Origin of the sequence: Vibrio sp. 10N.222.49.C9 (assembly GCF_041474985.1) — a bacterium.
In the GTDB taxonomy this organism is placed as follows: domain Bacteria; phylum Pseudomonadota; class Gammaproteobacteria; order Enterobacterales; family Vibrionaceae; genus Vibrio; species Vibrio crassostreae_C.
Map to the genome: position 1 here is coordinate 43,452 of NZ_JBFRVD010000038.1, position 25,711 is coordinate 69,162.

Sequence of the window (25,711 nt, forward strand, 5' to 3'; positions counted from 1 at the left end):
CCAGCTAACTACGGCGTTATTTGTCCGCCGTTAACATCTAGGATTTGACCTGTGATGTAACCGCTGCAAGCGTGCGATGCAAAGAAAGCGAATGAAGGGGCAACTTCATCAATATGGCCAAAGCGTCCCATTGGAATGTTGTTAGCAATGGTCGCTTTCAAATCGTCGCTCTTGCCATCGTGAAATGCGGTGTCGATAGTGCCCGGTGAAACAATGTTGAAACGGATATTGTCTTGCGCGAACTCTTTCACCCAATTGCGGTGAATGTCGTGTAACCAAGCCTTAGACGCGGCATAGATGCCTGCACCAACACCACCGCCTTCGCGAGCGGCGATAGATCCTGTGCTAATCACACAAGATGTTTGCCCGGACTCAGCAGCAGAGGCGCGTAAGTGCGGGATAGAGAACTTGGTTGTCATCAGCGCAGAGCGAACATTAAGGTTCATTACGCGCTCATAAAACTCATCATCGATATTTTCTAGATTGGCGCGACCACCAAGGCCACCGGCGTTGTTAATCAACACGTCCATGCCACCAAAATGATCAGTGAACTCTTTGACTAACCTTTCGCACTCTAATGTGTCCATTAGGTTTGCAGGAAAAAAGGCAACATCGCCACCCAGTGCGGTAAGTTCAGATAGAACGTCATCGACTTTTGGGCTGAAAGCACGACTATTGATGCCGATTTTTGCGCCGTATTTTGCAAAGACACGTGCGGTAGCTAAACCCATACCAGCAGTAGAGCCAGTAATTAGAATGCGTTTGCCTTTTAAATCGTTAAACATCAGAGCCGCCTATATTGTAGATTATTTACGCCAATAAATCATACAATAACACTTGCTATATTCAAGGGTGTTTATCTAAAAACGGGTTATTACCGACATAAATAGTGAGAGTAAGGGTGGTTTTGTGAGTTCACGCATACATTGAAATAGTAAATGAGAACTATTTGTATGAATTAATAGGTTGAATTGGTTTTATAAACCTAAAGATGAGCAGGTTTGTGAAATATTGCTCCAACCTTTACTGGTAGTGACCTCACGTTATTCTGATGCTGTGTTGGTGAAGATATAAATCAGTGCTATAGTCCGAGAAAAATAATACATATCTAATCGGTAAGTAGACACATGGCTGGCTCTTTCAATTCTATTTCAGGCTCTAAGCGAAGCCTTCATGTGCAAGTTGCACGTGAAATCGCCCGTGGTATTTTGTCGGGCAATTTGCCTCAAGGTTCTATTATCCCTGGTGAAATGGCTCTGTGTGAGCAATTTGGTATCAGTAGAACAGCATTAAGAGAAGCGGTTAAGCTTCTGACTTCAAAAGGTCTATTAGAATCTCGTCCTAAGATTGGTACTCGCGTTGTTAACCGCGCGTTCTGGAACTTCTTAGATCCACAATTGATCGAATGGATGGACGGTTTGGCCGATACAGACCAATTCTGTCATCAGTTTTTGGGTTTACGCCGCGCAATTGAGCCAGAAGCGTGTGCTTTAGCTGCTCAGTTCGCGAGTGCAGAACAACGTATTGAGCTGTCTAGTATTTTCCAACAAATGGTAGAAATCTCTAGCGAAGAAACGCTTGATCAAGAGCGTTGGCTAGATATTGATATGAAATTCCATAGCCTGATCTTCAATGCAACAGGTAACGACTTCTACCTTCCATTTGGTAACATCTTGACGACCATGTTTGTTAACTTTATTTCTCACTCTTCTGAAGAGGGAAGTACTTGTATTAACGAACACCGCCAGATTTATGAAGCAATCATGGCAGGTAATAGTGACAAAGCACGCCACGCGTCAGCAAGTCACCTGTTAGAAACAAATCACAGATTACCAGCCGTTAGTTAATTGTTTTCACTGTTATTTTAGCTTTGATCGTTTTGCATTATCGACGAGAGGTCATTCTCGCAAAACTAGGGTAGTCAAAGTTAAAATTACGGTTGTACAAAAGCTAACTTCAGCAGTGACCTCTAAAAAGCACGTTCCATACGTGCTTTTTTTGCATCCAAATTTGATGAAAACCTGACTGGTGTCCAATATTTAATCTATTATTTGCTGTTTCGTTAAAAGCACTAGTAACCAGTATTTTAAGTTATATAATAATACTAATTAAATTATTGTGAGTGTGATTATGCCCCAGTCTCTACTGCCAAATATTCTTCAATTCATAGGTCAAATCGACCCATTCGATAAGATCCCTAAACAAGCACTTCGCGAACTTGCCTCTAACGTGCAAATTACTTATCTCGGCAAGGGAGATGTGGTCGATTTGTGTGAGTCTGGGAAGGAAAAATCGCTCTATATCATTCGAACGGGCTCTATGGAGCAACGAAAATCGGATGGTGTGCTTCGTGCCCGTCTAGGCAGTGAAGATTTGTTTGGCTTTACGTTCTTAGATTCTGAAGTCAACGACGAAAAAGGCTATAGAGCTGTCGCAATCGAAAACACCTTACTTTATGTGATTCCACACTCGGCACTTCAAACGCTTTTCAAAGCCTTTCCAAGTTGCGCAGAACACTTTGCTTCACAGGCGCAGGTTCGCTTGAAGTCGGCACTGGATGTGGTCTGGTCGAATAAAGAGAAAGGCCTGTTCATTCGTAAAGTTGAGGAAGTGGCAAGCGGGCAGGTGGCAATTGTTAAGTCTGAGCAAACCATCCAGTCGGTTGCGGTTGAAATGCTTCATCAACGCTCACCGTGTGCCGTGATCTATGAAGGTGAAACCATTGTTGGTTTGATCACCGACCGAGACATGACTAAGCGAGTGATTGCCCACGGCGTGAGTACTGATAGCCTGATCTCAGAGGTAATGACGCACTCTCCACTTACTGTAAAACCGGATGATCTGGTGCTGCATGCGGCCTCTATCATGATGCAATTTAATATCCGTAACTTGCCCGTTGTGAAAGAGAATAAGGTCGTTGGTCTTCTTACTACGTCTCATTTGGTTCAAAACCACCGTGTTCAAGCGATATTCTTGATCGAGAAAATCAAATACGCGGGCAGCGTGAAAACCATGTCTTCGTTCACCTCAGAGCGACAAGCTATTTTTGAAGCGCTGGTGGAAGGTAAAGTGGCGCCTGAAACCGTCGGCAAGGTAATGACCATGATTATGGACGCCTACACCCGTCGATTGATTCAAATAGCGATTGATAAGTTAGGCCCACCACCGTGTGATTTCTCTTGGATCGTAGCCGGATCGCACGCACGTAATGAAGTGCACATGTTGTCGGACCAAGACAGCGCGATTGTTCTTGCTGACGATGCAACCGACAGTGACCGTATTTACTTCAAACACTTAGCGATGATGGTGACCAACGGCTTAGCAAGCTGTCACTACCCATTATGTCCAGGTAAATTCATGGCTGCGACGCCAAAATGGTGTCAGCCACTCAGTGTATGGAAGCACTACTACAAGAAGTGGGTGGCTAACCCAGAGTACGAACGCTTGCTTAATATCAGTGTGTTCCTAGAAATTCGTACTATCTACGGCAACAGTGAGTTCGAAGGTATTCTGCGCGATGAGCTGCATAGCAATATTCGCGGTAACCGTGAGTTTTTAAGCACGCTAGTGAAAGACGCGGTCAATACCAACCCGCCACTTGGCATCTTCAATAGCTTAGTGCTAGAGAAGTCAGGTGAGAATAAGAAAACGTTGAACGTGAAGAAGTACGCGATCAACTTGATTATCGACTTAGCGCGTATTTATGGCCTTGCTGTGGAGTGCGATTTGTCGGCGACTGACGAACGTTTCGCTGCTGCCAATGAAAAAGGCATGCTGAGCGACGATGCATTCAAGAACATTCTGGGTGCTTACCAGTTCATTCTCTCTTTCCGTTTTGGCCATCAACTTGAAGCGCTGAAGAACGGGGATGTGCCTGACAACAACATCAACCCAGATAGCTTTGGTAGCTTTGAGCGTAAACACTTGAAAGATGCCTTTAGGATCATTGCTGACCTTCAAGAAGCGGCGAAAATTCGTTTCGGAGCACGTTAATGAAGCTATGTTCAACTAATAAATGTTTAAAACGAATGCTAAACTATTTTCACCCGCTTGAACGAATTAAACGCAAGCGTAAGCAATATTTGGGTACGGTTAAGCTGCCAGAAGCGTTACATGATCTGGTAGAACAGCCTTGTCCTGAAATGACGGATTTGGCCAAAGACAGCGACTATATCGTGTTGGATCTCGAAACCACAGGCTTAGACAGCGAACAAGATCTTATCTTGTCTATGGGATGGGTCGATGTGGTGAAAGGACGAATCGATTTGGCTTCTGCCAAGCATATCTACCTGAACAATGATTCTCAGATTAACGCTGAAACTGCGGTGATTAACCACATCACACCACAGATGCTGGAAGAGGGCGCATCTATTCATGATGCGATGCTCGCTTTCTTCGAAGCAGCGAAAGGCAAGATTATCGTCGCGCACGCGTGTGTAGTCGAAGAGAAGTTCATTAGCCAATACCTTCTTCGCTGCTACGGTTTAAGAGCGATTCCTCTGCTTTGGCTTGATACCTTGTGTATTGAGAAAAGCATGGAGAAAGCGATCAGCAATCATGAAGAAGTCGATTTAACCTTGGCAGGGACTCGCGAAAGGTACGGGCTTCCTGAGTACAACAGCCACAATGCATTAGCCGATGCCGTTTCGACAGCGGAATTGTTTTTGGCTCAGCAGAAGCGAGTTGTGCCTAACGATAATGTGACCGTTGCCTTTCTCTATCGGATTAGTCACTAGGAAAAAGAGCTGCAAGTGCGCGGCTCTTATTTTACTGATTTTAAAGGAAAAAAGCCAGCGATTAAGCTGGCTTTTGTTTAGGTCTTAGAAAATTAGGACAGTAATTATCTTAGATTATTTATGTAGCTATCGATTAGAAGCTGTAAGTTAGACCAACACGGCTACGCAGTTCACGAGTCGCTTTAGTTGATGAAGTGCTCACATCACCAAACTCTACATATGGTGCCCATTGACCCATAATATGGCGAATGCTTGCGTTCAACTCGTAGTTGGTATCGTCGTTGTCGTAGATGTCATAGCCATCCGCTTTGTAGTAGTTACCTTCTAGACCAAAGCGCCAGTTTTCCATTGAGTAGTTAACGTTTGCCGTTAGACGGTGACGACGTTGATTAGAAACGTTTTTATCAACCGTGATTGGAACACCGTCACTATCAACAATAACATCACCATTGTCATCGAATTGATACTCTGAGCTGCTAGTGTTCTGTCTCATATCGTAACGGTAACGAGCACTTAGGCTTAGACCATCAACGCTATCCACTTTGTATGTTGCACGAACTTGAGGCTTGTATGTAACGCCAGATTCACGACCTTCAATTGGCATACCGTAAGTCATTGTCCAGTTATCGTTTAGTACATGACGGTAGTTTAGACCAAGCTCCCAACCATTGTTCTTCAAATCTTCCATGAATTTACCGTCTTCTCCCTTGAATTTCGCTTCGATATCTACAAGGAAGTTGCCAATGCTATCGCCAAGTTTTACACGAGTAGCGTGTTGATCTGTATGACTCTTGTATTCGTGTCTCATATCGAAAGACGCAGCAGATACAGAGCCAGCAGCGAGTACAGATGCCACAGCAATCACGATTTTAGTTTTATTCATGGTATTAATTCCATATTTATAGGTTGAGTATTGGCCATAATTACAAGCCAAATAGAGTAGTTCTTGTCTTAAATGCATTTTGTTTTTGAAATTATTTCTTGGTTATTTCAAATTTATTTTGCATTTAAATAATACAAATATGGTAGCGATCCGAGGCGTGATGATCTGTGAACTTGATCGTGTTGTTAGGACAAAACCACTATTTACAAAGGGTTACAAAATCGAGTTGTTTCGTTAAGTTGATGTTTTTTAGTGATTTGTTTGGATGTTGATAATGGTTTTGAAGAGTTTTGTTCATCAATAAATGTGCGCTACAGCAAAAAATTGAACCTTTAGATATCATTTTTATTTGTAATACATTATTATTTACTAACTTTCTGTAGCAATACATAACTTTGCTGTGTTGATTGCATGAACAGACGGTGTGAAGCCGAATAAGTAAGAGTGGTCTTGAAGCTAAATGGATTAAATCCACCGCTTTAAGAACATGAGACATTTACTTGAGGTGATTTAAAGCTCAATCAGAGAAGGTTTGAAATGTAGTAGGCAAGGTAGTGACATAGCCTGCTATATAAGTATGAACTTGATAGGAATGAACTGGGTTCGAATCGTTACCCGTTGTTCTCATCAGCGACAAAGAAGAAATCGTTGAAGTGCTTGCGAAAGCATTTTGATTATTGCTCCCAACTATTCTAATTATAACTTCTGCTTTCATCTAGAAAGGTAGGAGGTGGTAGTCGAAGATCTACCCTTGCGCTCATGTTGATACAGGCAACATGAGCGTTTTTTTATTTGAAATTTGAGTAGAGAGTCGTGTGCGGCTCAATAAGCGTGTAAACCGCGGCTTAAGAATAGGCTTTTAGGTTGATGACAACACGCTCAAGTGAGTCTGTTACAGCATCAAAGCCACGAACATTCACGCTTAATCACATGAATGTTCGTTTCCCTTCTCTTCTCTTCTCTTGTCTCTTAGTTGCAGACGTGTAGCTGCAAACTTTAACAGCAGGCGTTTAGTTATATCAAAGAGCTCCGTGAGAGCTGTTCTTGAGGCTTAGCTTTCTGTAGGCATCCACACCTGTTTAGAGGTGACTTTGTGATCTTTAAAGGTCAGTTCTTCAACTTTGTCACCGTTAGTATTCCAGCGAGTAAGTTTTCCGTTCGCGACTTCACCTTCATCAAACTTCGCTTGGCTGGCCTTATTGCCATTAGGGTAGTAGTCCGTTACCAATCCATCTTTTTGCCCGTCACTGAATTCGGCTGTTAGGCTTTGTTCGCCATTGGGATACCAGCGAGAGGCAACACCAGACAACTCATTGTCTTTATAGTTGAGCTCTGCTTTTTTCTGTCCGTTTGGATACCAGGTTTCAGCTTTGCCTTGCAGTTCACCTTTTACGTAATTCACTTTAGAAGCGACTTGGCCATTCGGATACCAGTTAGTTTCTAGCCCAAGTTCTAAGCCATCGGCAAACTGAGCTTGGGTCGCGACTTGGCCGTTATCGAACTTCTCTTCAAATTGACCAGTGAAAGGTTTTGAATGGTTTACTTGGTAAGCCACGCCTTTACGCATCTGTAAGTAGTCAACAGCATCTTCACGCGGTGTTGCTGCATAGCTCATAGAAGATACCGTACTAAGAGCAATTAAGATTGGAACGTATTTCTTCATAATGACACCTTTTTATTGGACGGGGAAAGTGTAACGGGTGTGTTAAAAGCATTTCACTTCCGTGTATCCCTGTCAGTATCTAATAGTGGTTTTCAAGTTTTCATTATTGGCTGCCTAATATAGGGAACTTTTAAAAGCAAATTATCGATCTTATTTGTAATACAAATATATTGGTTTAATTCATTTTTATAAATTATATCTAACGATATTTTTGCTGCTCTTCTTTAAGCTTTGATCGTCAAGAATAATAGTTTTTAACGATGAATCTTCGATTTTTAGAGACTTTGTTCATGTTTTTCGGGGTTTTGGTCGAAATTTAGTGCGGATAACTGCACTGACTTGAGGAATTGCGCTCCTAGGTGGTGCAACTTTGAACTCGATCACTTGTATGATTAATTGAGTGTCAGACTGTAAGATCACTGTCACGCATTTGGATTATTGTAGTACAAATATACTTGCCATTTATTTATAGTGACCTCAACAAAAAAACATAAATAAAAGGTCTAACGATGGAACTCAATACCCTGATAGTTGGCATCTACTTCCTATTCTTAATTGCGATAGGGTGGATGTTTCGAACGTTTACAAGTACGACAAGTGATTACTTCCGTGGGGGAGGTAATATGCTGTGGTGGATGGTAGGTGCAACCGCATTTATGACCCAGTTCAGTGCTTGGACATTTACTGGTGCAGCAGGTAAAGCCTTTACCGATGGCTTTGCCGTAGCGATTATCTTCATCGCGAACGCATTCGGTTACCTAATGAACTACCTTTACTTCGCTCCGAAGTTCCGTCAACTGCGTGTTGTGACGGTAATTGAAGCGATTCGTATGCGTTTTGGTAAGGTGAATGAGCAAGTATTTACTTGGTCTGGTATGCCAAACAGCGTTATCTCTGCAGGTATTTGGTTGAATGGTCTAGCAATCATCGCATCGGGTATCTTCGGCTTTGATATGACAACGACGATTGTCCTAACGGGTCTGGTTGTACTGGTGATGTCAGTGACGGGCGGCTCTTGGGCGGTAATCGCATCTGACTTTATGCAGATGGTTATCATCATGGCAGTAACGGTGACATGTGCAGTCGTTGCTATTTACCACGGTGGCGGTGTTACGCAGATCATTAGCGACTTCCCAACGGATTCGTTCATCACGGGTGACAACCTTAACTACATGAGCATCTTCAGCATCTGGGCTGTGTTCATCTTCTTAAAGCAGTTCAGCATTACCAACAACATGCTTAACTCTTACCGTTACCTTGCTGCAAAAGATTCAAACAACGCACGTAAAGCAGCACTGCTTGCTTGTGTACTAATGACGCTTGGTCCAATCATCTGGTTCATGCCTTCTTGGTTCATGGCTGGTCAAGGTGTTGATTTAGCAGCTGCTTACCCAGAAGCTGGCAGCAAAGCCGCTGACTTCGCTTACCTTTACTTCGTTCAAGAATACATGCCTGCAGGTATGGTTGGCCTTCTGATTGCCGCTATGTTCGCAGCAACAATGTCTTCAATGGACTCAGGTCTAAACCGTAACTCAGGTATCTTCGTTAAGAACTTCTACGAGCCGATTCTTCGTCCTAAAGCGACAGAGAAAGAGCTAATGGTTGTTTCTAAACTAACGTCTACCTTCTTCGGTATCGCGATCATCTTGGTTGCTCTGTTCATCAACTCTCTTAAAGGTCTGAGCCTTTTCGACACCATGATGTACGTGGGCGCATTGATCGGCTTCCCAATGACAATTCCAGCATTCTGTGGCTTCTTCATCCGTAAAACACCGGATTGGGCAGGTTGGGGCACGCTAGTTGTAGGTGGTGTGGTTTCTTACTTCGTTGGTTTCGTTATCACTGCGGACATGATTCAAAACTGGTTCGGTCTAAATGAACTAACTGGCCGTGAGTGGGCTGACCTGAAAGTGGCTATCGGCCTTATCGGTCACATCATATTTACTGCTGGCTTCTTTGTTCTTTCAACACTGTTCTACAAGCCTCTTGCTGAGCACCGTGAGAAAGACGTAGACAAGTTCTTCAACAACCTAGCGACGCCACTAGTTGCTGAAAGTAATGAACAGAAGAAACTGGATAACAAGCAACGTCGTATGTTGGGTTCACTTATCGCGGTAGCGGGTGTGGGCGTAATGACTATGTTCGTACTGCCAAACCCAATGTGGGGACGCATGGTATTCGTTCTGTGTGGCTTGATTGTGTTCTCTGTTGGTCTGTTACTTGTTAAAGCAGTCGATGACAAAGTCGAGCAACAAGACGAAGTGACTCCAGCCGAAGGCTAATTTAATACGCATCCTAAATAACATCACGGCCACCTGAACGGGTGGTCGTCATTTTTATAATCCAAACTTTAATGTGAGATGTACGATGAACAAAAAACTATTATCGGTAAGCATTATTAGCGCGTTCACACTCGCTTTTGCAACAGGCTGTACAACACAAGAAAAAACAGCACCCGTAGTCAGTGTCGCTGAACAAGCTACGCCTGCTGTTAGCGAAATTGACCGTAGTTACCTATTGAGCAGTGACCGCTTAACAGAGGTAGATGGCGACACTTTAGCCGTTGCTTCGGAAGAGCAAGTGGCTGCGCTTAAAGCACAATTTGAAAACCTAAAAGATGGCGACGAAGTGGTTATCCCTGCCGGTAAATACGCGAACTTAGGTCAAGTGACGATCACGGCGAATGACATCACTATCAAGGCAGAGCAAGCAGGTTCTGCGTGGATCACGGGGTTGATTCAGTTTGAACTGAAAGGCGATGACATCACGCTTGATGGCTTGGTATTTACTGAAGGCGGCCCTAAAGAACGCTTTGGTGCAGTTCGTATGATGGGTAATGGCAATACGCTTCAAAACTCAACATTCTACTACTTCAACCACGATTACACGTACGAGCCAGACGAGCGTCGTTCTGAGTATCCAAAGTACCTTTGGGTATCTCTATGGGGTAAAGACGGCAAAGTCATCAACAACCGTTTCGAAGGTAAGCAAAAACGCGGCACTTTGATTGGTGTACAAAAAGATGACACAGCTGACAACCACCTGATCGCAAATAACATCTTCATGGATCAAAAGCCTAACCAGTTCAACGAATTCGACATCAAAGAAGCGATTCGTTACAACGGCAACAGCTGGGAAGCGATCCGTATTGGTGATTCTAAATCTTCACAGTGGGATTCAAGTTCTAAGTTCGTGAACAACCTAATGATCGATATGGATGGTGAGCGTGAGCTTATCTCGATTAAGTCGGGCGACAACACGATCTCAGGCAACACGATCTTCCAAAGTGCAGCTCTTATTTCACTGCGCCACGGTAAAGGCAACACAGTTGAGAACAACATGATTCTTGGCAATGGAAAGCGCCTAACGGGCGGCATTCGTATCTACGATGAAGATCATGTAATTCGCAATAACTACATTGCCAACACTCGTGGTCGTGATGGTGTGATTGAAGGCAACGCTGACCTACGTGGCGGCATTGTTATTAACACGGGCATCATCGACGTAGCGAATGGTGAGCAGCTAGATCAATCGGTGAAAGGCAAAGAGCTTAATAAGCAGTGGACACCGAAAAACATCACGATCGAGAATAACTCTCTAGTTGATACTGAGTGGGGCATTGTTTACGGCAACCAAAGTCACCGTGTAAGCCTGTTCAACAACGCAGAAGTGGAAGGCATTTATGCGGGTGTTGATGTGGCGTTTAAACACAATGTGGTTGATAACTCGCAGTCACCTGAATTTGTAAGTGTCCGTGCAACGCAAGACTTCCCATTAGTTGGCGCAACCTACACAGACGAAACTTACGTAGGTCAAGTAACGGATTCTGAACTGATCGAAGGCTACTCGGTTGAGCTACCAAAAGTCGTTGTAGAAAATGGCATTAACGCTTACCAAGGTGAAGGCGCAGACGTGTCTAAACTTGCGGTCGTGACGGCTGAAACAGCGGGTCCGGACTACGTGCTTGAGAATACGACTAAGTAAGTTATTGGTTATGGGTTATTGCTTAATGGCTAATGGCTAATGCTTAATGGTTTGAGTTATCAAATCAATTCACGATAACTGTCTTGACCATTAACACCTAAAAAGCCTCAACAGATAATGTCTGTTGAGGCTTTATCGATCTTAGGTCGTGATCATCTCAATCTTACGTCGAGACTATTTTAATCTTACGTCGAGACTATTTTAATCTTACGTCGCGACTATTGTGATTTATACTTATGCAGCAGATCCCAAGGGATATGACATAAGTGGTGATCTTCAGGGAAGTGACTTAAGTGATGCTGGTGGATGTCGTCGCTGGCAACATAATTGGTCAACGGCAACACCTCAACAGCGATACGGTCGGCATCATCTCTTGAAGAAATATAGTGCTTAGCTTCGGTTAAGTGTTCTGCATTAGTGCTGTATACACCTGTGCGGTATTTCTCTCCGACATCGACACCTTGTTTATTCAAGCTGTAAGGGTCGATAATCTCAAACAAGTGTTCCATCAAAATCGTGACTGACGTGATGTTTGGATCAAATTCAATTTGTACGCACTCCGCGTAGCCATTGTAATCGCTTTGTGTGCCGTCGCTTTGTGTCGTTTTGTTCTCTGTTGGCTGGGCGCTTCCATTAGCACGGCCTGCTTCTGTGCTGATAACACCAGGAACGTACTTAATAAATTCTTGTACACCCCACAAGCAGCCGCCAGCTAAATAAATTTGTTCCATACTTCTCTTTGAGCTCTCTGTGTTTGTTGATGTTCGTTAGGTACCCGAATCAATACGATGATACCCGTACGTATAAAAAAGCGTCTATAAAAATGAGCGCGCAAATAAAAACAAGCGTTTAGGCATTGTAAACCTGTGCGACTGAACAAACATAAGTTTAATATGATTTGTGATTATATAAGTCAGTATTGCTTTGTCATCAACTCGAATCTCAACATCAAGTGAGCGTTACTCTAAACATGTTTGATCAAATAAAAGACTTCATCAATCCGAGCAAGAACCCAGATCTTACTCAGGCTCATGAATATCAGCGCAAGCATCTTCCTACATTGTGGCTGTTGGGCAAAACGGGGGCGGGCAAGTCATCGTTTATTCAAGCGGTCACGGGCGACTCTTCTGTAGAAGTGGGCAATGGTTTTGCGCCTTGTACCATGACGGCGATGTCGTATGAGTTTCCGCAAGACAAACCCGTGATGAGGTTTCTTGATACCAGAGGACTCAGCGAAGCGAATTACGATGCGAAAGAGGATTTGGAAGAGATTGGTCAGGCAGGTAATGCGTTAGTCGTTGTAATGAAAGCCGACGAACCTGAACAATCCGCTGTGCTTACGGCTCTAAAACAGATTAAGAAACAGAAGAAGATTAAACACTTGTTGCTGCTTCATACGGCGGTGTTGTCTTCCAGTGAACCAGATCGAGCAAGGCAAATTCAGTTCAACAGCAACCAAGTAGAGAAGGCTTGGGGTAAAGAGTTTGAATCGGTAGCGGTCGATTTCGAAACGGATGACAACGCTATGTCTAACAGCGAAGCGGTTTACAACTATGACATCTTGTTAGAAAAGCTGAGCAGTATTCTTCCGGTGATAGGAATGATGGTGCAAGACAAAGAACATTCCACGCAAGAAGAAGCCAACTTTGATCAAGTAGAAAACGAAGTGCTTTGGTATGCAGGAAGTGCCGCAGCGAGTGACCTGATTCCGGGTGTTGGTTTGGTGTCGGTACCTGCGATTCAAGCCAAAATGCTTCACAGCTTGGCCAATCAATATGGGGTCGAATGGAATAAGAGAGTCTTTAGTGAGTTGATAGGCACTCTGGGAAGCAGCTTTGCTTTGCAATACGGAATGAAGCTGGGCACTCGACAGTTGATAAAGCTGATTCCAGTTTATGGTCAAACGGTAGGTGCGGTGGCTGCAGCGGCAATGAGTTTCGGCACCTCTTATGGTTTAGGTCGCGCGGCTTGTTTTTACTTCTATCATAAGAACAAAGGTGAAGAAGTGTCTGAACAAGAGATGCAGAAGATCTACAAAGAATCTCTGAAAAAAGGAAAGGCGGCGTCGGGTTATGAAGAAAATTAGAAACCTATTTCGATTACTGGCGGTGCTATCGAGCGGACGCTGGGGCATTGCCCTGATTTCGGCGATCTTCCCAAGCATTATCATGATGGGTTTTGGTGTCTTCTTGGCGATCAAATACGGTTATCTACTCGAAATGTCGATTGCCATTGCCGTGAGTACCTTGGTGTTCACCATTCCTTTATTCATTTCTAGCCGTTCTTCAAGCCGCTCTTCAAATAAAGAGTCTTTCTCGAATAAAGAGAGTGGCGGCCTTGGCGAGGATACTGCTGAAGCTGAATCACAGCATAAAAAAGCTGATATCAACGATGCATTGGTTAAGGCTTCGGCTGATTGGTCTCAAAAAGAACTGTCGATCTGGAATGATTCAAAACACCATGTACGCCAACAATTAATGGTCGACATAGAGTGGGGTAACCTAGACCAAACCGGTTTAGAGGTACTTGAATTTGTTGCGAAAAAGTTTGATAAGAAATCACTCGATTTTTCGATTCCTGAAGGGCTAAAGCTGTTCGAAGAGGTCAGCCGACGCTACAAATTGGTAGTGCGAGAGCATATCCCCGGCATTGAGTATCTCAAGGTTTCTTACATCAAAGCGGGCTACGAAGCCTACGATAAATACGGTGAGCTAGGACAGAAGATCTTCAAAGCGGCTATTTGGGGTAACCACCTTAAAAACTTGTATTTGAATCCACTCAAGGTGATTTCTGATTTAGGACGAGAACAAGCGACAGCAACGATGACAAGGGGTGTGGTTGATGACATGCAATACGCCGCCAAACAAGCCTTGTTAGATGAAGTTGCGGCGGTGGCGATTGACCTCTACAGCGGACGTTTCAGCATTGAAGATGAGGCACTTAAAGTGTCTGATGTTTCTGAACTCGACGAACAACGCTTTGCTCCAGAGCTAGAGCCTGTGCGAATCGTGCTGGTGGGACAAACCAGTTCGGGTAAATCTTCACTTATCAATGCACTCAAGCAAGAGTTGGTTGCAGAAGTGGATGTGCTGCCATCAACCGACACTTCAACGGTGTATAACGCGTTTGTCGACGACAATGATGTTCGCGTTGTTGATCTTCAGGGGCTTGATGGCAATCCTAAAACCGAAGCCTTAATGCTGAAAGAGATGACCCAAGCGGATGTGGTGCTATGGGTGCTTAAAGCCAATCAGTCTGCACGTGATTTGGATAAGCAATTGAAAGATAGATTTGATGCTTTCTATGACGATCCTAAGAACATCTCACGCAAGAAACCGATTGTGGTGTCGGTTGTGAATCAGGTAGACAGATTAAAGCCTGTAGACGATTGGCAGCCACCGTATGACTTAGAGAATCCAACATCGACCAAAGCGAAGATCATTGCTCAAGCGCTCGAATACAATCATATATTGCTGCAAACCGATATCGTGTTACCGCTGGCGATTGCGCCAGAAAAGGTACAGTTTGGTTTAGATACTTTAAGGCAGACGTTGATAGAGCGTATCGCTGACGCAAATAACGTTCAGAGAAACCGCCAACGTTTAGAAGCCATGAAAAGAGGCTCGTCGGTTAAAGGCCAACTGAATAAAGCAGTCAAAGTGGGTAAGAAGGTGGCACCCAGCGTATTGAAAGCGGCGACACCAAAACTGGCTGAAATGGCCATCAAGCAAGCCGTGAAGAAGAAGTAAGTCATTCACTGCGAATACGGTTCTGGTGAGGTTTGAGCCTCATCAGAATTTATCTTTTCTAGATCGGCGAGTTTTGGATCTTGGCTTTATTAGATGATGGCTTTTTTAGATGATGGCTTTTTTAGAAAACAGCTATCTTCGCCCCTTATTAGAGAGGTGTTGATTTCAAAAGAGATTTGATATTATTAAGGTTCTCGCTGAACTAGTTTAATAGTATGTAAACGGCTGTGATTCACAGTTTATATAACATGCTATCGTATTTAATTACCATTCTAAATATTGATCACATTTATACTTTTCTAAGCTGTATTTATAAAACAATTACACTATATTTAAATTTCGGATCATCTTGATTTCAACGTAGGGATATATTGTGAACATGTATCTGAAATGGCAATCAACAACATGGCTAACCTTGTTAGCTTGGTATACCTTAGATCACCAGCTCTCGTTCCGCCTTTCTTCAGAGTAGTACCCTCTAGGCGTCACGCGCCAGCAAAGCAGCGTGCTTTGTTTACCTATTAGCAGCTTTGATAACCTTTGAACGCATGAATGTCGCACTTATTATTTCGTGCAGAATATTCGTTGTTTTGTCGTTCTCGCTAATTATCTCAGCCTCTGTTTAGGTTCGATTAATAACTAATTATTTAACTTGTTTATTTTCATTGTTAATTTCCGTCTATCTTTATGCGGAGCTATTAAATTAATGGTGAGGATTCGTGACATCTAAAGAAAATAGATTTCGACCTGATCGGAATGTATTGAAAGGTACTATTATGGAAAATTTCAAACATCTACCAGAACCGTTTCGTATTCGTGTTGTAGAACCAGTAAAAAGAACAACCTCTGCATATCGTGAGCAAGCCATTGTTGAAGCGGGCATGAACCCATTCTTACTGGATAGTGATGATGTGTTTATCGACTTACTGACAGACAGTGGTACAGGTTCTATTACTCAGCGTATGCAAGCCGCGATGTTAATGGGTGATGAAGCTTACAGTGGTAGCCGCAGTTACTACGCATTGTCGAATGCGGTGAAAGATATCTTTGGCTATGAGTTGACGATTCCAACACACCAAGGGCGCGGCGCAGAGCAGATCTACATTCCTGTTCTTATCAAGAAGCGTGAAATGGAAAAGGGACTCGATCGCAGCAAAATGGTCGCCTTGTCGAACTACTTCTTCGATACAACACAAGGTCACACCCAAGTGAATTGCTGTGTGGCGAAGAACGTTTATACCAAAGAAGCGTTCGATACCTCAGTGAATGCGGACTTCAAAGGCAACTTCGATGTGGTGAAGCTGGAAGAAGCGATCTTAGAAGCGGGCGCGGCCAATGTTCCTTACATTGTGAGTACCATTACTTGTAACTCTGCTGGTGGACAGCCAGTGTCCATCGCCAATCTAAAAGCCGTTTATGAAATCGCTCAGAAGTACGATATTCCTGTGATCATGGACTCGGCACGCTACGCTGAAAATGCTTACTTCATTCAACAACGTGAATCGGGTTATCAAGATTGGACAATAGAACAGATCACGCGTGAATCCTACAAATACGCGGATGGCTTAGCCATGTCTGCCAAGAAAGATGCCATGGTACAAATGGGCGGCTTGTTGTGCTTTAAAGACGACTCTTTCATGGATGTGTACACAGAGTGTCGAACCTTGTGTGTCGTGCAAGAAGGCTTCCCAACCTATGGTGGTTTAGAAGGTGGCGCGATGGAGCGTTTGGCGGTTGGTCTGTATGACGGTATGCGCCAAGACTGGTTGGAGTACCGTATTGGTCAGGTTCAATACCTTGTTGATGGCTTAGAAGCGATGGGCATCGTGTGCCAGCAAGCAGGCGGTCATGCTGCGTTTGTGGATGCGGGTAAACTGCTTCCTCATATTCCAGCAGGTCAGTTCCCAGCACATGCTTTGGCGTGCGAACTCTATAAAGTCGCGGGTATCAGAGCGGTTGAGATTGGGTCTTTGCTGCAAGGACGCGACCCAGCAACAGGTGAACAACACCCATGTCCTGCTGAGTTGTTGCGCCTTACCATTCCTCGCGCGACCTACACACAAACACACATGGACTTCATTATCGAAGCATTCGAAAAAGTGAAAGAGAATGCAGGACAAGTGAAAGGGCTCGATTTTACCTACGAGCCGCCGGTGTTAAGACACTTCACTGCGCGCTTGAAAGAGGTAGAGACCAGCGAGAAACAAACAGAAAAAAAGAACGAACAAACGCTCGAAGAAGCATTTTAAAATAAAAACATAAGCGAATAGTCACTAGAACCCTAATCAAAGGCTCCCTCGGGAGCCTTTTCTTTTTTTGGATGGTAGGGGAGTTAGGCAGTTAAGCCTTTAAGTAGTTAACCCGTTAAAAGCTGAACTACGCTTGTTTGTTTTTCAGGGTAGACTTCAACATTTGGAATAACCACTGATTCAAAGGTGCGTCTTTTTGCGAGCGGCGGCAGCTCATCACATAGCTCACATCTATGGTTCATGTTCGATTGTTAAAGTTACTCCAACAAAAACACAGATACCAAACGAACAAAGAATTAGAAATACAACGAGGTGATGTATGAACAAGTTAATCGCACTTGGATTGATGGCTTTATCTATGAACACGGCTTTCGCGGCTGACGGTACTTATGCGAGTACTCTCGATATGACGAGAAGCGAAGGTAATCAAGTAAAGGCTGAGCGTGTTGAATCTGAGCCAGTGCTTGAAGGAAGAAATGACGCCGCTAATGGCGGAATAAAATTCCACAAGAGCGTCGATCAAGACCAAACGATCCAGCTTACAGGTCGTCGTGATTAACGTTAAAACGTGCTTACCATTGTCATGAGAAATGCTGCGCCCTTGGGTGCAGCATTTTTGTGTTGGGATTTGGGTTATTTTATAAAATCCAGCGTTCTAGCCTTGGCATGTTGTGTAACGTGTGGCATTTTGTTCTCCTCTAACTTAAGAACGCGACTCGGTGTTGGTTAAGCATGACAAACGAGCAAGCGAACGATTCGAAAAGGGATAGGAATGACTCGAAAAGAAACGGGAATGATTCGTCACATTTTACTGATTAAGTTTAAAGAAAACGCTGAGGCTTCAGAGGTTCAAAAACTAAAGATGTTGTTCGAAGCGATGCCAAACAAAGTTGAAGGGGTCACTTCAGTCGAGTGGGGGCTAAATGACAGCCCTGAAAACAAGAATCAAGGTTATACCCACTCAGTGTTAATGACATTCGCCGATGAACAAGGCCGTCAGAATTACCTTCCGCACCCAGAGCATGATGCGCTGAAAGATGTGTTTCGTCCGTTGCTAGACGACATTATCGTGTTTGATTACTCCCTGTAATTAGGTTCTGAGTAGGCCTCTTGTGTTTTACTTAGCTTCAATAATGAAGGGTTAGGGCCTAGCAATTAAGCCCTAACTCAATAAGAAACGTCTTACTCTGTTGGCGAAATAGTGACTGGTGCAAACGATGCGACAGCATTCCCGCCTGCGCCCCAGCGGTAGCGAGGCCAGAAGATAACTGTCTGATTGGGGTAGTACGTCTGTTTGTCGTAGTCCAGATAAGGCATCTCAACGAGGTCTATCTGTGGTTCTAAACGACCTTTATGTCATCTACTGTTTACGCTCATTTTTATTCCGTTAACCTGCCAATAGGCAGTAAAGTTAACGCAAAGCGTGAATAAGAATGGCATTACTTTTAAATAATGCCGTTGTGCCACGGTTAAGCTCTAGTCAATTTGATAGCCACTTCTGATTCCAGTTCACTTAATGGTCGAGGTTTACTGAAGTAATAACCTTGCAGCAGATCTATCCCCAGTCCGTTTAGGCGTTGGTTATGATCAGCAGTTTCCACCCCTTCAGCTACAACACGATAGCCCAAGCTTTTACCCATCATGATCATAGTGTTGACGAAGTCTAAGTTGGTCTGCCCTTGAGTTATGTCAGAGATAAATGAACGGTCGATCTTTACTTCACTTAGTGGAAGTTGCTTTAGTAGAGATAGAGAAGAGAATCCCGTGCCAAAATCGTCAAGAGAGATAGAAATTCCTACATCGTGTAGTTCTTTAAGTGAGTTTATGCATAACTCGTAATCGACAATTGCTGCTGACTCGGTTATCTCAATACAGAATAACGTCAAAGGAAGCTGGTATTGGCGAATAGTTCGAATGATTTCTTGAGCGAAGTGAGGCTGTATCAGCTGTTTTGCACTGATATTAATGGAAATATGGCTCATGGTTTGTAGCCATTCAGATCCTTCAACATCCTTACAAACTCGATGAATGATACATTCACCAAGCTTGCTGATTAGGCCAGCTGATTCAGCAACCTCGATAAACTGGTCAGGAGGGACATCCCCCAATGTTGGAGATTCCCATCTTGCTAGTGCTTCAACAGCAGTAATCTTTTCATCTTGCCCACAATATTGAGGTTGGTAGTGCACCTTTATTTCTTGTTGAGCGATGGCACGACTGAGTTGGTGCTCTATTTCGATTATGTTTTCCGTCTCTTTTGCCATTGACCTTTGAAAGTTGAGATAGCTTTGTCCTCCCAGCTTTTTAGCTTGATACATGGCAATGTCGGCCTGCTTAATTAATTCTTCGGCACTTACTCCATCATAAGGATACATAGCGATGCCTAGGCTTCCTTGGCTGATAATCTCAATATCATCAACGATCAATGGGTTTTGAACGGCATTTAAAATCTGCGTGGCGAGTGCGTTGATGTCTGCTTCGGAACTGACATTACACAAAAACAAGAATTCGTCACCTCCCAAACGTGCGACAAGGTGTTCACTTGATAGCACGTTCTGAATATGTTTGGTCACGTGGCAAAGAAGTGCATCACCGACGTGATGACCAAAAGAGTCGTTGATAATCTTAAAACGGTTAAGATCCATCAACATGACCGCGCGTTTTTGGTTAGGTCGATTCACAATGTGTTGCGCGATGCTTTCCATTATTTTCCGGCGATTAGCGATGCCAGTAAGCGCATCATAATACGCCATGTGTTGAATCTTTTCCGCATCTTCTCGCTCTTGAGTTACATCCGTCATTGAGCCAATGAAGCGCACAGCCTGCCCTTCTGCATTATGAACCGCTGAGCCATTGGCATGAACCCAGATATATCCGCGATGTTGCGTCTTCATCCTGAATTCACATTTGAACGGTACTTCTTCGTTTAAGTGGTTATGAATGGCGGACTCGAGAAGTTCTAAGTCTTCTGAGTGTATATATTGGAACAGATGGTCACATCCTAACTTACGATCAGAAAAGGTATCTTGACAGCCAATCATTTTGGTTAACCGACTGTTCCAGACAAGAGTATTGGTTAGTAAGTCCCAATCCCAGATACCATCGTTTGAGCTGTTAGATACTACTTTGAGCTGTTGCAACAACTGTTGGGAGTTCTTCTGACGATTGTTACTTGTATTGATAAGCTCGTCGCGCTCGATGAACAGTGCGAGCATATCTAAATAATTGTTGAATACCGATTGTGTACCGATATCTTGGTGATCTTGCAATGAATCAACAACAGCGACGAGCTTCCAGTGATCTTCTTGCCCTGAGTTGATAGGAAGAATGGAAGCAACGAAATGATCATAGCGTTCGAAAAATGGGAAATTGCGAATATCGTCTTGAATATCTGTTTGTTGCGGTAGGGTAGTTGGCTGAGTCATGCCTTTTTCTACCCATTTCCTAATAGTGTATTGCTCCGAATTACACTCAGCGAGACAGGCCCAGTCAAGATTGTTTCCGTAAAGGCTTTGAGCATCTCTAATTGAGTCAAAACCTCCTTGTGCTTGTGAATAGAAATTTTCGAATATCTCAGCGGGAGAACGCCCTTGCACATTTAAGAGGATTTGGCGAGTTGAGTTGATATCTTCTTTATGTTCGAGATCTGGGTTTGTGTTACCGCAAGACTGATGAACGATGAGCTTTTGCGGGACACTATTATTGGCATTATTAAAAGGCTTCCCAGAAATACGTTCCAACACGCGGTGAAATACTTGCGTCGCTAGAAGCTCAAGCTGTTGGTCTACTGTTGTTAACTTGGGATTGAATTGTTGACCGACGAAAATATTATCAATGCCTACGATGGCGACATCGTCAGGTACCGAGATATTGCTGTGAGACAGTTGCTCCATCATACCTACAGCATTGTGGTCAGTTGCGCAGATAACCGCAGTGCATTTGGATTTACGCTGTATAAATTCTATTGCGGCTTCTCGTCCCCCAGATAGAGAACAATTCGACACGCGGAAGAAATGGCGTTGGTTGAATGAGCCTTTATGATCAATCACCGTGCGTTGATACGCTTTGAAGCGAGACCTGATATCATTAACAGTGAGATCGCCACAAAAGCCGATTTCTTCGTGTCCTTGACTTTGTAACCATTCATAGAGCTTAGTGACACCATCGCTTTGCACACTATAATACTGCTCAACGGGCAGCGGCGCATAGCTTGCTCCAATAGAAATGACTGGAATGTTTGCGTTTATAGCTTCTTCGATCAACTTTACTGTCGCTGCATGGAGAACGACCACAAGGGCATCGAGATGATTAAAATATATAGGAAGTTTAAAATCTCTTCGCTCACCCGAGCGGATGAAGATCAGATTGACTTTATGGTTTTTCGCAAGCCTTCTAAGGGTTGCATTTAGCTCGCCCATGTAGAAGCCACTGAGCATAGGCAGCACAATGCCAACGGTAGGACGTTTTTTAGATGTAACAATAGTCATGTTATTAGCCGGTCGAAAGTTGTGTTGAGTAGAACTGTTTTCGGGGGAGAATAGGTATCTTTTTATTATTTCTTCCATGCTCTACTAAGCGAGCTTGAAAATAAACTTACGGCAAAAGGAAATGCAAAACCACGCACAATCCGAGTAATTCTAACTCATATATTTGAGAGGTTACTCAGAAGCGGTCCTCAATTTATGGACATGACTTAAGCGACTGATCTGTTCTGACAGTACCTAGAATAACCGGAACGGATTATGAATAGAAACGCAGAAACCACTCTCCTGAATTTAATTGCAACAATAAATGGCATACAAACGTAGAGGTAGCGCACAGAATCGAAAAAGGGGATATCGTGATCACATAATCATTGATCTAGCCGAGAGTGAGATAGTGGCGAGAGTTCGATAATTCGTTGTCGGATCTAAATTAGAACTGTAAATCTAATTTCTAAGTAGTTGTTATCTCAGGAAGAGTTTTTGTGCTATGCGCCCCTATATTAAATACATTATCCCTATTTTAATTCCTTTCATTATCCTCGTCATGCCGCTATCAGTGTTTCCATTTGAAGGCCTTACGATTATTCAACAACGCGTTATTGCGATCTTTTTGTTAGCGGCATTGTGCTGGGTGTTCGAGCCCATCCCGATCTACGCGACGTCTGTTGTTATTATCGTTCTGCAATTATTGATGTTGTCGGATAAAGGGCTGATCTTTTTAAGGTTTGAGCATGGGGAGGAACATTTTGGTGAGCTGTTAAAATACAGCGATATCATGGCGACATTCGCTAGCCCAATCATCATGCTGTTTTTGGGTGGTTTCTTCTTAGCAATGGCCGCCACTAAATATCGATTAGACGTAAACTTAGCTCGCGTGTTGTTGAAGCCATTTGGACAAGACCCAAAGTTTGTGATGCTCGGCTTAATGTTGATCACTGGTATCTTTTCGATGTTTATGTCTAACACGGCAACAACGGCAATGATGCTCTCTATTTTAACGCCGGTACTGGCTGTGTTTGGTCCGAAAGACCCCGGTCGTGTAGCGTTTGCGCTTTGTATCCCGGTTGCCGCTAACATCGGTGGCATTGGTACTCCGATCGGTACCCCTCCGAACGCTATCGCACTTAAATATTTAGTTGGCGATAACCTCATTACGTTCGGTGAATGGATGGCATTTGGTGTGCCGTTTGTTGTGATTATGATGGCGTTAGCGTGGTTTTTAATAGGCTTTATGTACAAAGCTGACCAAAAGAAAATCGAGCTAAGCATCAAAGGTAAATTCCTTAAAACGCCTAAAGCCATTGCGGTGTACGTCACTTTTGCGCTGACCATCATTCTTTGGTTAATGGGTTCAAGCCATGGCATGAACTCTTACACCGTCGCTCTGATTCCTGTCGCTGTGTTCTCACTCACAGGGATCATCAATAAAGAAGACCTGAAGAAAATTTCTTGGGACGTATTGTGGCTTGTATCAGGTGGTATTGCGCTTGGTTTAGCGCTCGATAAAACTGGCTTAGCAAAGCTCGTGGTACACAGTATTCCGTTTGATAGCTACTCACCCTATGTGGTGTTGTTCGGAGCGGCGTTCTTGTGTTTGGTAATGGCAAACTTTATGTCTCATACCGCAACGGCTAACTTGTTAATGCCAATTATGGCGGCATTAGGTTCGTCTATGGCTTCACTCACGCCACTAGGCGGTGAGCTAACGTTAATTTTGGTTGTGACTTTTGCCGCTTCATTAGGTATGTCGCTGCCAATCAGTACGCCACCGAATGCGTTGGCTCATGCCACTGGTCATGTGCAAAGTAATCAAATGGCCAGAATCGGTATTATTTTGGGTGTGGTTGGTGTGCTACTGAGTTTTGTTATGGTGTGGGTGCTACATTCAATTGGTCACATAGGATAACGATACGTGTATCAACAAAAGCTAGAAGCACTGATAGAGCGCTATTTTAACCAAACAGAACGTCGGGTGACGTGCTGTGCCGGTAACACCATTATTGAACAATCAGCGTTAAACACTCGTTTATATTATGTGTTTAGTGGAGAACTGGAAGGGTTTTATACCGATGCGAATACACCGCAAGTGCGAGTATTTAGCGCGGGTAGTGGGGCTTTTATAGGCGTTCATAGCTTCTTTTCAGGTAATTGGACAGCATCTTCAACGGTTGTTGCTAAAACCGATGTTGAGTTAGCGTGGATCGATAAAGACACGCCTGCAGAAGATGAACGTAAATTTGGTCCTCTTACCGCACAGTTCACACCTGTAATTGTCAATGAGTTGTCGCGTCGTCAACGCCGCGCAACACAAGAAGCGATAGCGAAACAAAAAGCGCTAGAGAAGTTACATACTGCTGAGCAAATGACGACCTTGGGTCAATTGGCTGCAGGGATTGCTCATGAGCTTAACAACGCTATTGGTGTCGTAAATAGTAAATCTGGTCGACTTGAAACGGTCATCATGGATCTGCTTGAAGAAGTGCATCCAGAAGCCAGTCAATTTTTCGATTTTGGGTTAATGCATGGTCAGAAAACGTCGTCGTCAGAAGCACGAACACGTGGGCGACAATTTGAAAGAAAATATGGTTTAGACAAAAACATTGCTCGCTCTCTTGCAAAGGCGATTCCAATTGATGCTTTATCTGCAACAGACGTTATTTCAAAGCATTGGCTGAAAAAACCAGAAGAAGCGATTCGTTTTTGGCAGATGGGCTGTGATTTACATGATTTGCGTTTGGCATCTAGACACACCGTCGGCATCGTAAAATCGGTTAAACAACTTGGCAGAGTTGATATCGACACCGAAGAAGCGGTTGATATTAACGACTCCATTAACCATGCCTTATCGTTGCTACAAAGTGAGTTACGTAGAGTGTCTGTGCGATTGAGCCCTGCGGATTTACCGTCTTTTAAAGGCTCGAAAACAGAGCTCGTTCAGATTTGGGTCAACATTGTAAAGAATGCTTGTGATGCAATGTCGAATTCAGACGATGCCGCAATAGAGATTCAAACCAGATTAAGTAAGAAAAGGATATTAGTTACGATCGCGAATAACGGCCCTGAGATAGACGAGGCGACTCGTAGAAAGGTATTTCAGCCCAACTTCACCACTAAAAAAGGTGGTTTATCGTTTGGATTGGGCTTGGGTTTATCAGTAGTTAAGCGGATTGTGGCGGGTTATGGCGGAAGTATCATTGTGAAAAGTGATGCTTCTAAAACTGTATTTAGAATCAAGTTACCAGTAGAGGGTGAACATGGAGAAGCTTAATTTAATCTGTGTCGATGACCAGAGAGAAGTACTGAGCGCAGTGGTACAAGATTTAGAGCCGCTGGCGAGTTGGCTGAATATTGAAGATTGTGAATCAGCACAAGAAGTGCTTGATCTCATTGATGAACTTGACGCAGAAGGCGAACACATTACCGTCATCGTGTCTGATCATGTGATGCCAGGGAAAACGGGTGTGGAGTTACTCACTGACGTGTTCCATGACAGCCGCTTTCCGAATACAAAGAAAATTCTTCTTACAGGGCAGGCCACTCATACCGATACCATCAATGCGATTAATGCAGCAGGCATCGACCGTTACTTTGAAAAGCCTTGGCAAGCAAGCACATTAGTTGAGTGCATTCGCACTCTTGTCACTGAGTACATATTTGATCAAGGGCTTGATTACACGGACTATCAGAATGAGCTCGACCAGCAGGTTGTGTTGAGACGCTTACGTTAGTCTCTTATGTTAGCGACTTACATTATTCACTAGTGTAAGTCGCTTGAAATTCTATGCACCGAAGGACGCTTTCTGAAGGGTTTTTCTTTGAAAGATGTAATCTTTCGCTGCTTATTTTACCTACCTCTTTTAGTCGTTCAGGTTTTGGTACTCAGTTATTAACACACTGGTTGCTGGCTTTAGTCTAAAACTCATACGCTACGCCAACGCCAACGCCAACGCCAACGGATGCATT

Annotated in this window: 18 protein-coding genes and 2 pseudogenes; 13 read left to right on the forward strand and 7 right to left on the reverse strand. The window is 43.7% G+C overall.

Annotation, left to right across the window (positions count from 1 at the left end; genetic code table 11):
• Positions 1-8: 8 nt before the first annotated feature.
• Positions 9-785 (reverse strand): SDR family NAD(P)-dependent oxidoreductase, encoded by a 777-nt coding sequence (locus AB4585_RS17100; RefSeq protein ID WP_017072470.1) that lies wholly within the window; start codon positions 783-785, stop codon positions 9-11.
• Between the two features lie 342 nt (positions 786-1,127).
• Between AB4585_RS17100 and AB4585_RS17105 the strand changes: the two genes are divergently transcribed.
• The 3 genes from AB4585_RS17105 to AB4585_RS17115 all read left to right on the forward strand — a co-directional run bounded on the left by AB4585_RS17105 (position 1,128) and on the right by AB4585_RS17115 (position 4,736).
• Complete coding sequence (locus AB4585_RS17105) at positions 1,128-1,847, forward strand: FadR/GntR family transcriptional regulator (RefSeq protein WP_136981708.1); 720 nt, start codon at positions 1,128-1,130, stop codon at positions 1,845-1,847.
• A 283-nt stretch (positions 1,848-2,130) separates the two neighbouring features.
• Positions 2,131-3,993, forward strand: a complete 1,863-nt coding sequence (locus AB4585_RS17110) for a DUF294 nucleotidyltransferase-like domain-containing protein (RefSeq protein ID WP_017069961.1) — start codon at positions 2,131-2,133, stop codon at positions 3,991-3,993.
• Positions 3,993-4,736 carry a 3'-5' exonuclease gene (locus AB4585_RS17115; protein WP_102394492.1) on the forward strand — a complete coding sequence of 248 codons (744 nt, stop codon included), beginning with the start codon at positions 3,993-3,995 and terminating at the stop codon, positions 4,734-4,736. Before AB4585_RS17110 ends, AB4585_RS17115 begins: the two co-directional genes overlap by 1 nt.
• Positions 4,737-4,869: 133 nt before the next feature.
• On the opposite strand, the gene AB4585_RS17120 is transcribed toward AB4585_RS17115, so the two are convergent.
• Positions 4,870-5,619 carry an oligogalacturonate-specific porin KdgM family protein gene (locus tag AB4585_RS17120; RefSeq protein ID WP_048616477.1) on the reverse strand — a complete coding sequence of 250 codons (750 nt, stop codon included), beginning with the start codon at positions 5,617-5,619 and terminating at the stop codon, positions 4,870-4,872.
• Positions 5,620-6,670: 1,051 nt separating this feature from the next.
• A complete protein-coding gene (locus tag AB4585_RS17125) occupies positions 6,671-7,282 on the reverse strand; it encodes a toxin-antitoxin system YwqK family antitoxin (RefSeq protein ID WP_372155709.1) in 612 nt (203 codons plus the stop codon).
• A gap of 509 nt (positions 7,283-7,791) precedes the next feature.
• Between AB4585_RS17125 and AB4585_RS17130 the strand changes: the two genes are divergently transcribed.
• Both AB4585_RS17130 and AB4585_RS17135 read left to right on the forward strand, forming a co-directional pair.
• Positions 7,792-9,564: a sodium:solute symporter family transporter gene (locus tag AB4585_RS17130; protein WP_017067389.1), complete on the forward strand. Its 1,773-nt coding sequence runs from the start codon at positions 7,792-7,794 to the stop codon at positions 9,562-9,564.
• Between the two features lie 85 nt (positions 9,565-9,649).
• Positions 9,650-11,266 carry a polysaccharide lyase 6 family protein gene (locus AB4585_RS17135; protein WP_372146844.1) on the forward strand — a complete coding sequence of 539 codons (1,617 nt, stop codon included), beginning with the start codon at positions 9,650-9,652 and terminating at the stop codon, positions 11,264-11,266.
• Between the two features lie 218 nt (positions 11,267-11,484).
• Here the strand turns inward: AB4585_RS17135 and AB4585_RS17140 are convergent, their stop codons facing one another.
• On the reverse strand, positions 11,485-11,997 hold the full coding sequence (locus tag AB4585_RS17140) for a peptide-methionine (S)-S-oxide reductase (RefSeq protein ID WP_017063632.1): 513 nt from the start codon (positions 11,995-11,997) through the stop codon (positions 11,485-11,487).
• Between the two features lie 239 nt (positions 11,998-12,236).
• Between AB4585_RS17140 and AB4585_RS17145 the strand changes: the two genes are divergently transcribed.
• The 3 genes from AB4585_RS17145 to tnaA all read left to right on the forward strand — a co-directional run bounded on the left by AB4585_RS17145 (position 12,237) and on the right by tnaA (position 17,264).
• Positions 12,237-13,352 (forward strand): YcjF family protein, encoded by a 1,116-nt coding sequence (locus AB4585_RS17145; protein WP_372135675.1) that lies wholly within the window; start codon positions 12,237-12,239, stop codon positions 13,350-13,352.
• Positions 13,339-15,015 carry a GTPase family protein gene (locus AB4585_RS17150; protein ID WP_372057151.1) on the forward strand — a complete coding sequence of 559 codons (1,677 nt, stop codon included), beginning with the start codon at positions 13,339-13,341 and terminating at the stop codon, positions 15,013-15,015. The genes AB4585_RS17145 and AB4585_RS17150 overlap by 14 nt, the downstream gene beginning before the upstream one ends.
• A 776-nt stretch (positions 15,016-15,791) precedes the next feature.
• The gene (gene tnaA / locus AB4585_RS17155; protein ID WP_102444765.1) at positions 15,792-17,264 is read left to right on the forward strand and encodes a tryptophanase; all 1,473 of its coding nucleotides are present in this window, start codon (positions 15,792-15,794) and stop codon (positions 17,262-17,264) included.
• 127 nt (positions 17,265-17,391) lie between these two features.
• Here tnaA and AB4585_RS17160 read toward each other — a convergent pair.
• A pseudogene (locus AB4585_RS17160) lies at positions 17,392-17,502 on the reverse strand (LysR family transcriptional regulator); the annotation flags it as partial.
• An 81-nt stretch (positions 17,503-17,583) separates the two neighbouring features.
• On the opposite strand from AB4585_RS17160, the gene AB4585_RS17165 reads away from it, so the two are divergent.
• Together AB4585_RS17165 and AB4585_RS17170 are read left to right on the forward strand one after the other, a co-directional pair.
• Positions 17,584-17,823, forward strand: a complete 240-nt coding sequence (locus AB4585_RS17165) for a hypothetical protein (RefSeq protein WP_017101685.1) — start codon at positions 17,584-17,586, stop codon at positions 17,821-17,823.
• 213 nt (positions 17,824-18,036) lie between these two features.
• Positions 18,037-18,354, forward strand: a complete 318-nt coding sequence (locus AB4585_RS17170; protein WP_372112135.1) for a Dabb family protein — start codon at positions 18,037-18,039, stop codon at positions 18,352-18,354.
• A 146-nt stretch (positions 18,355-18,500) separates the two neighbouring features.
• Here the strand turns inward: AB4585_RS17170 and AB4585_RS17175 are convergent.
• Both AB4585_RS17175 and AB4585_RS17180 read right to left on the reverse strand, forming a co-directional pair.
• Positions 18,501-18,611: pseudogene (locus AB4585_RS17175) on the reverse strand (DUF3103 family protein); the annotation flags it as partial.
• A gap of 122 nt (positions 18,612-18,733) precedes the next feature.
• Positions 18,734-21,751 carry an EAL domain-containing protein gene (locus tag AB4585_RS17180; protein ID WP_017069971.1) on the reverse strand — a complete coding sequence of 1,006 codons (3,018 nt, stop codon included), beginning with the start codon at positions 21,749-21,751 and terminating at the stop codon, positions 18,734-18,736.
• Between the two features lie 484 nt (positions 21,752-22,235).
• On the opposite strand from AB4585_RS17180, the gene AB4585_RS17185 reads away from it, so the two are divergent.
• Genes AB4585_RS17185 through AB4585_RS17195 form a run of 3 tightly spaced genes read left to right on the forward strand, consistent with a single transcriptional unit; the run spans position 22,236 to position 25,476 of the window.
• Complete coding sequence (locus AB4585_RS17185) at positions 22,236-23,654, forward strand: DASS family sodium-coupled anion symporter (protein WP_372170392.1); 1,419 nt, start codon at positions 22,236-22,238, stop codon at positions 23,652-23,654.
• 6 nt (positions 23,655-23,660) lie between these two features.
• Positions 23,661-25,016, forward strand: coding sequence for an ATP-binding protein (locus AB4585_RS17190; protein WP_372104791.1), 1,356 nt, complete (start codon positions 23,661-23,663; stop codon positions 25,014-25,016).
• Positions 25,003-25,476 (forward strand): response regulator, encoded by a 474-nt coding sequence (locus AB4585_RS17195; RefSeq protein WP_010438444.1) that lies wholly within the window; start codon positions 25,003-25,005, stop codon positions 25,474-25,476. The genes AB4585_RS17190 and AB4585_RS17195 overlap by 14 nt, the downstream gene beginning before the upstream one ends.
• Positions 25,477-25,711: the final 235 nt, after the last annotated feature.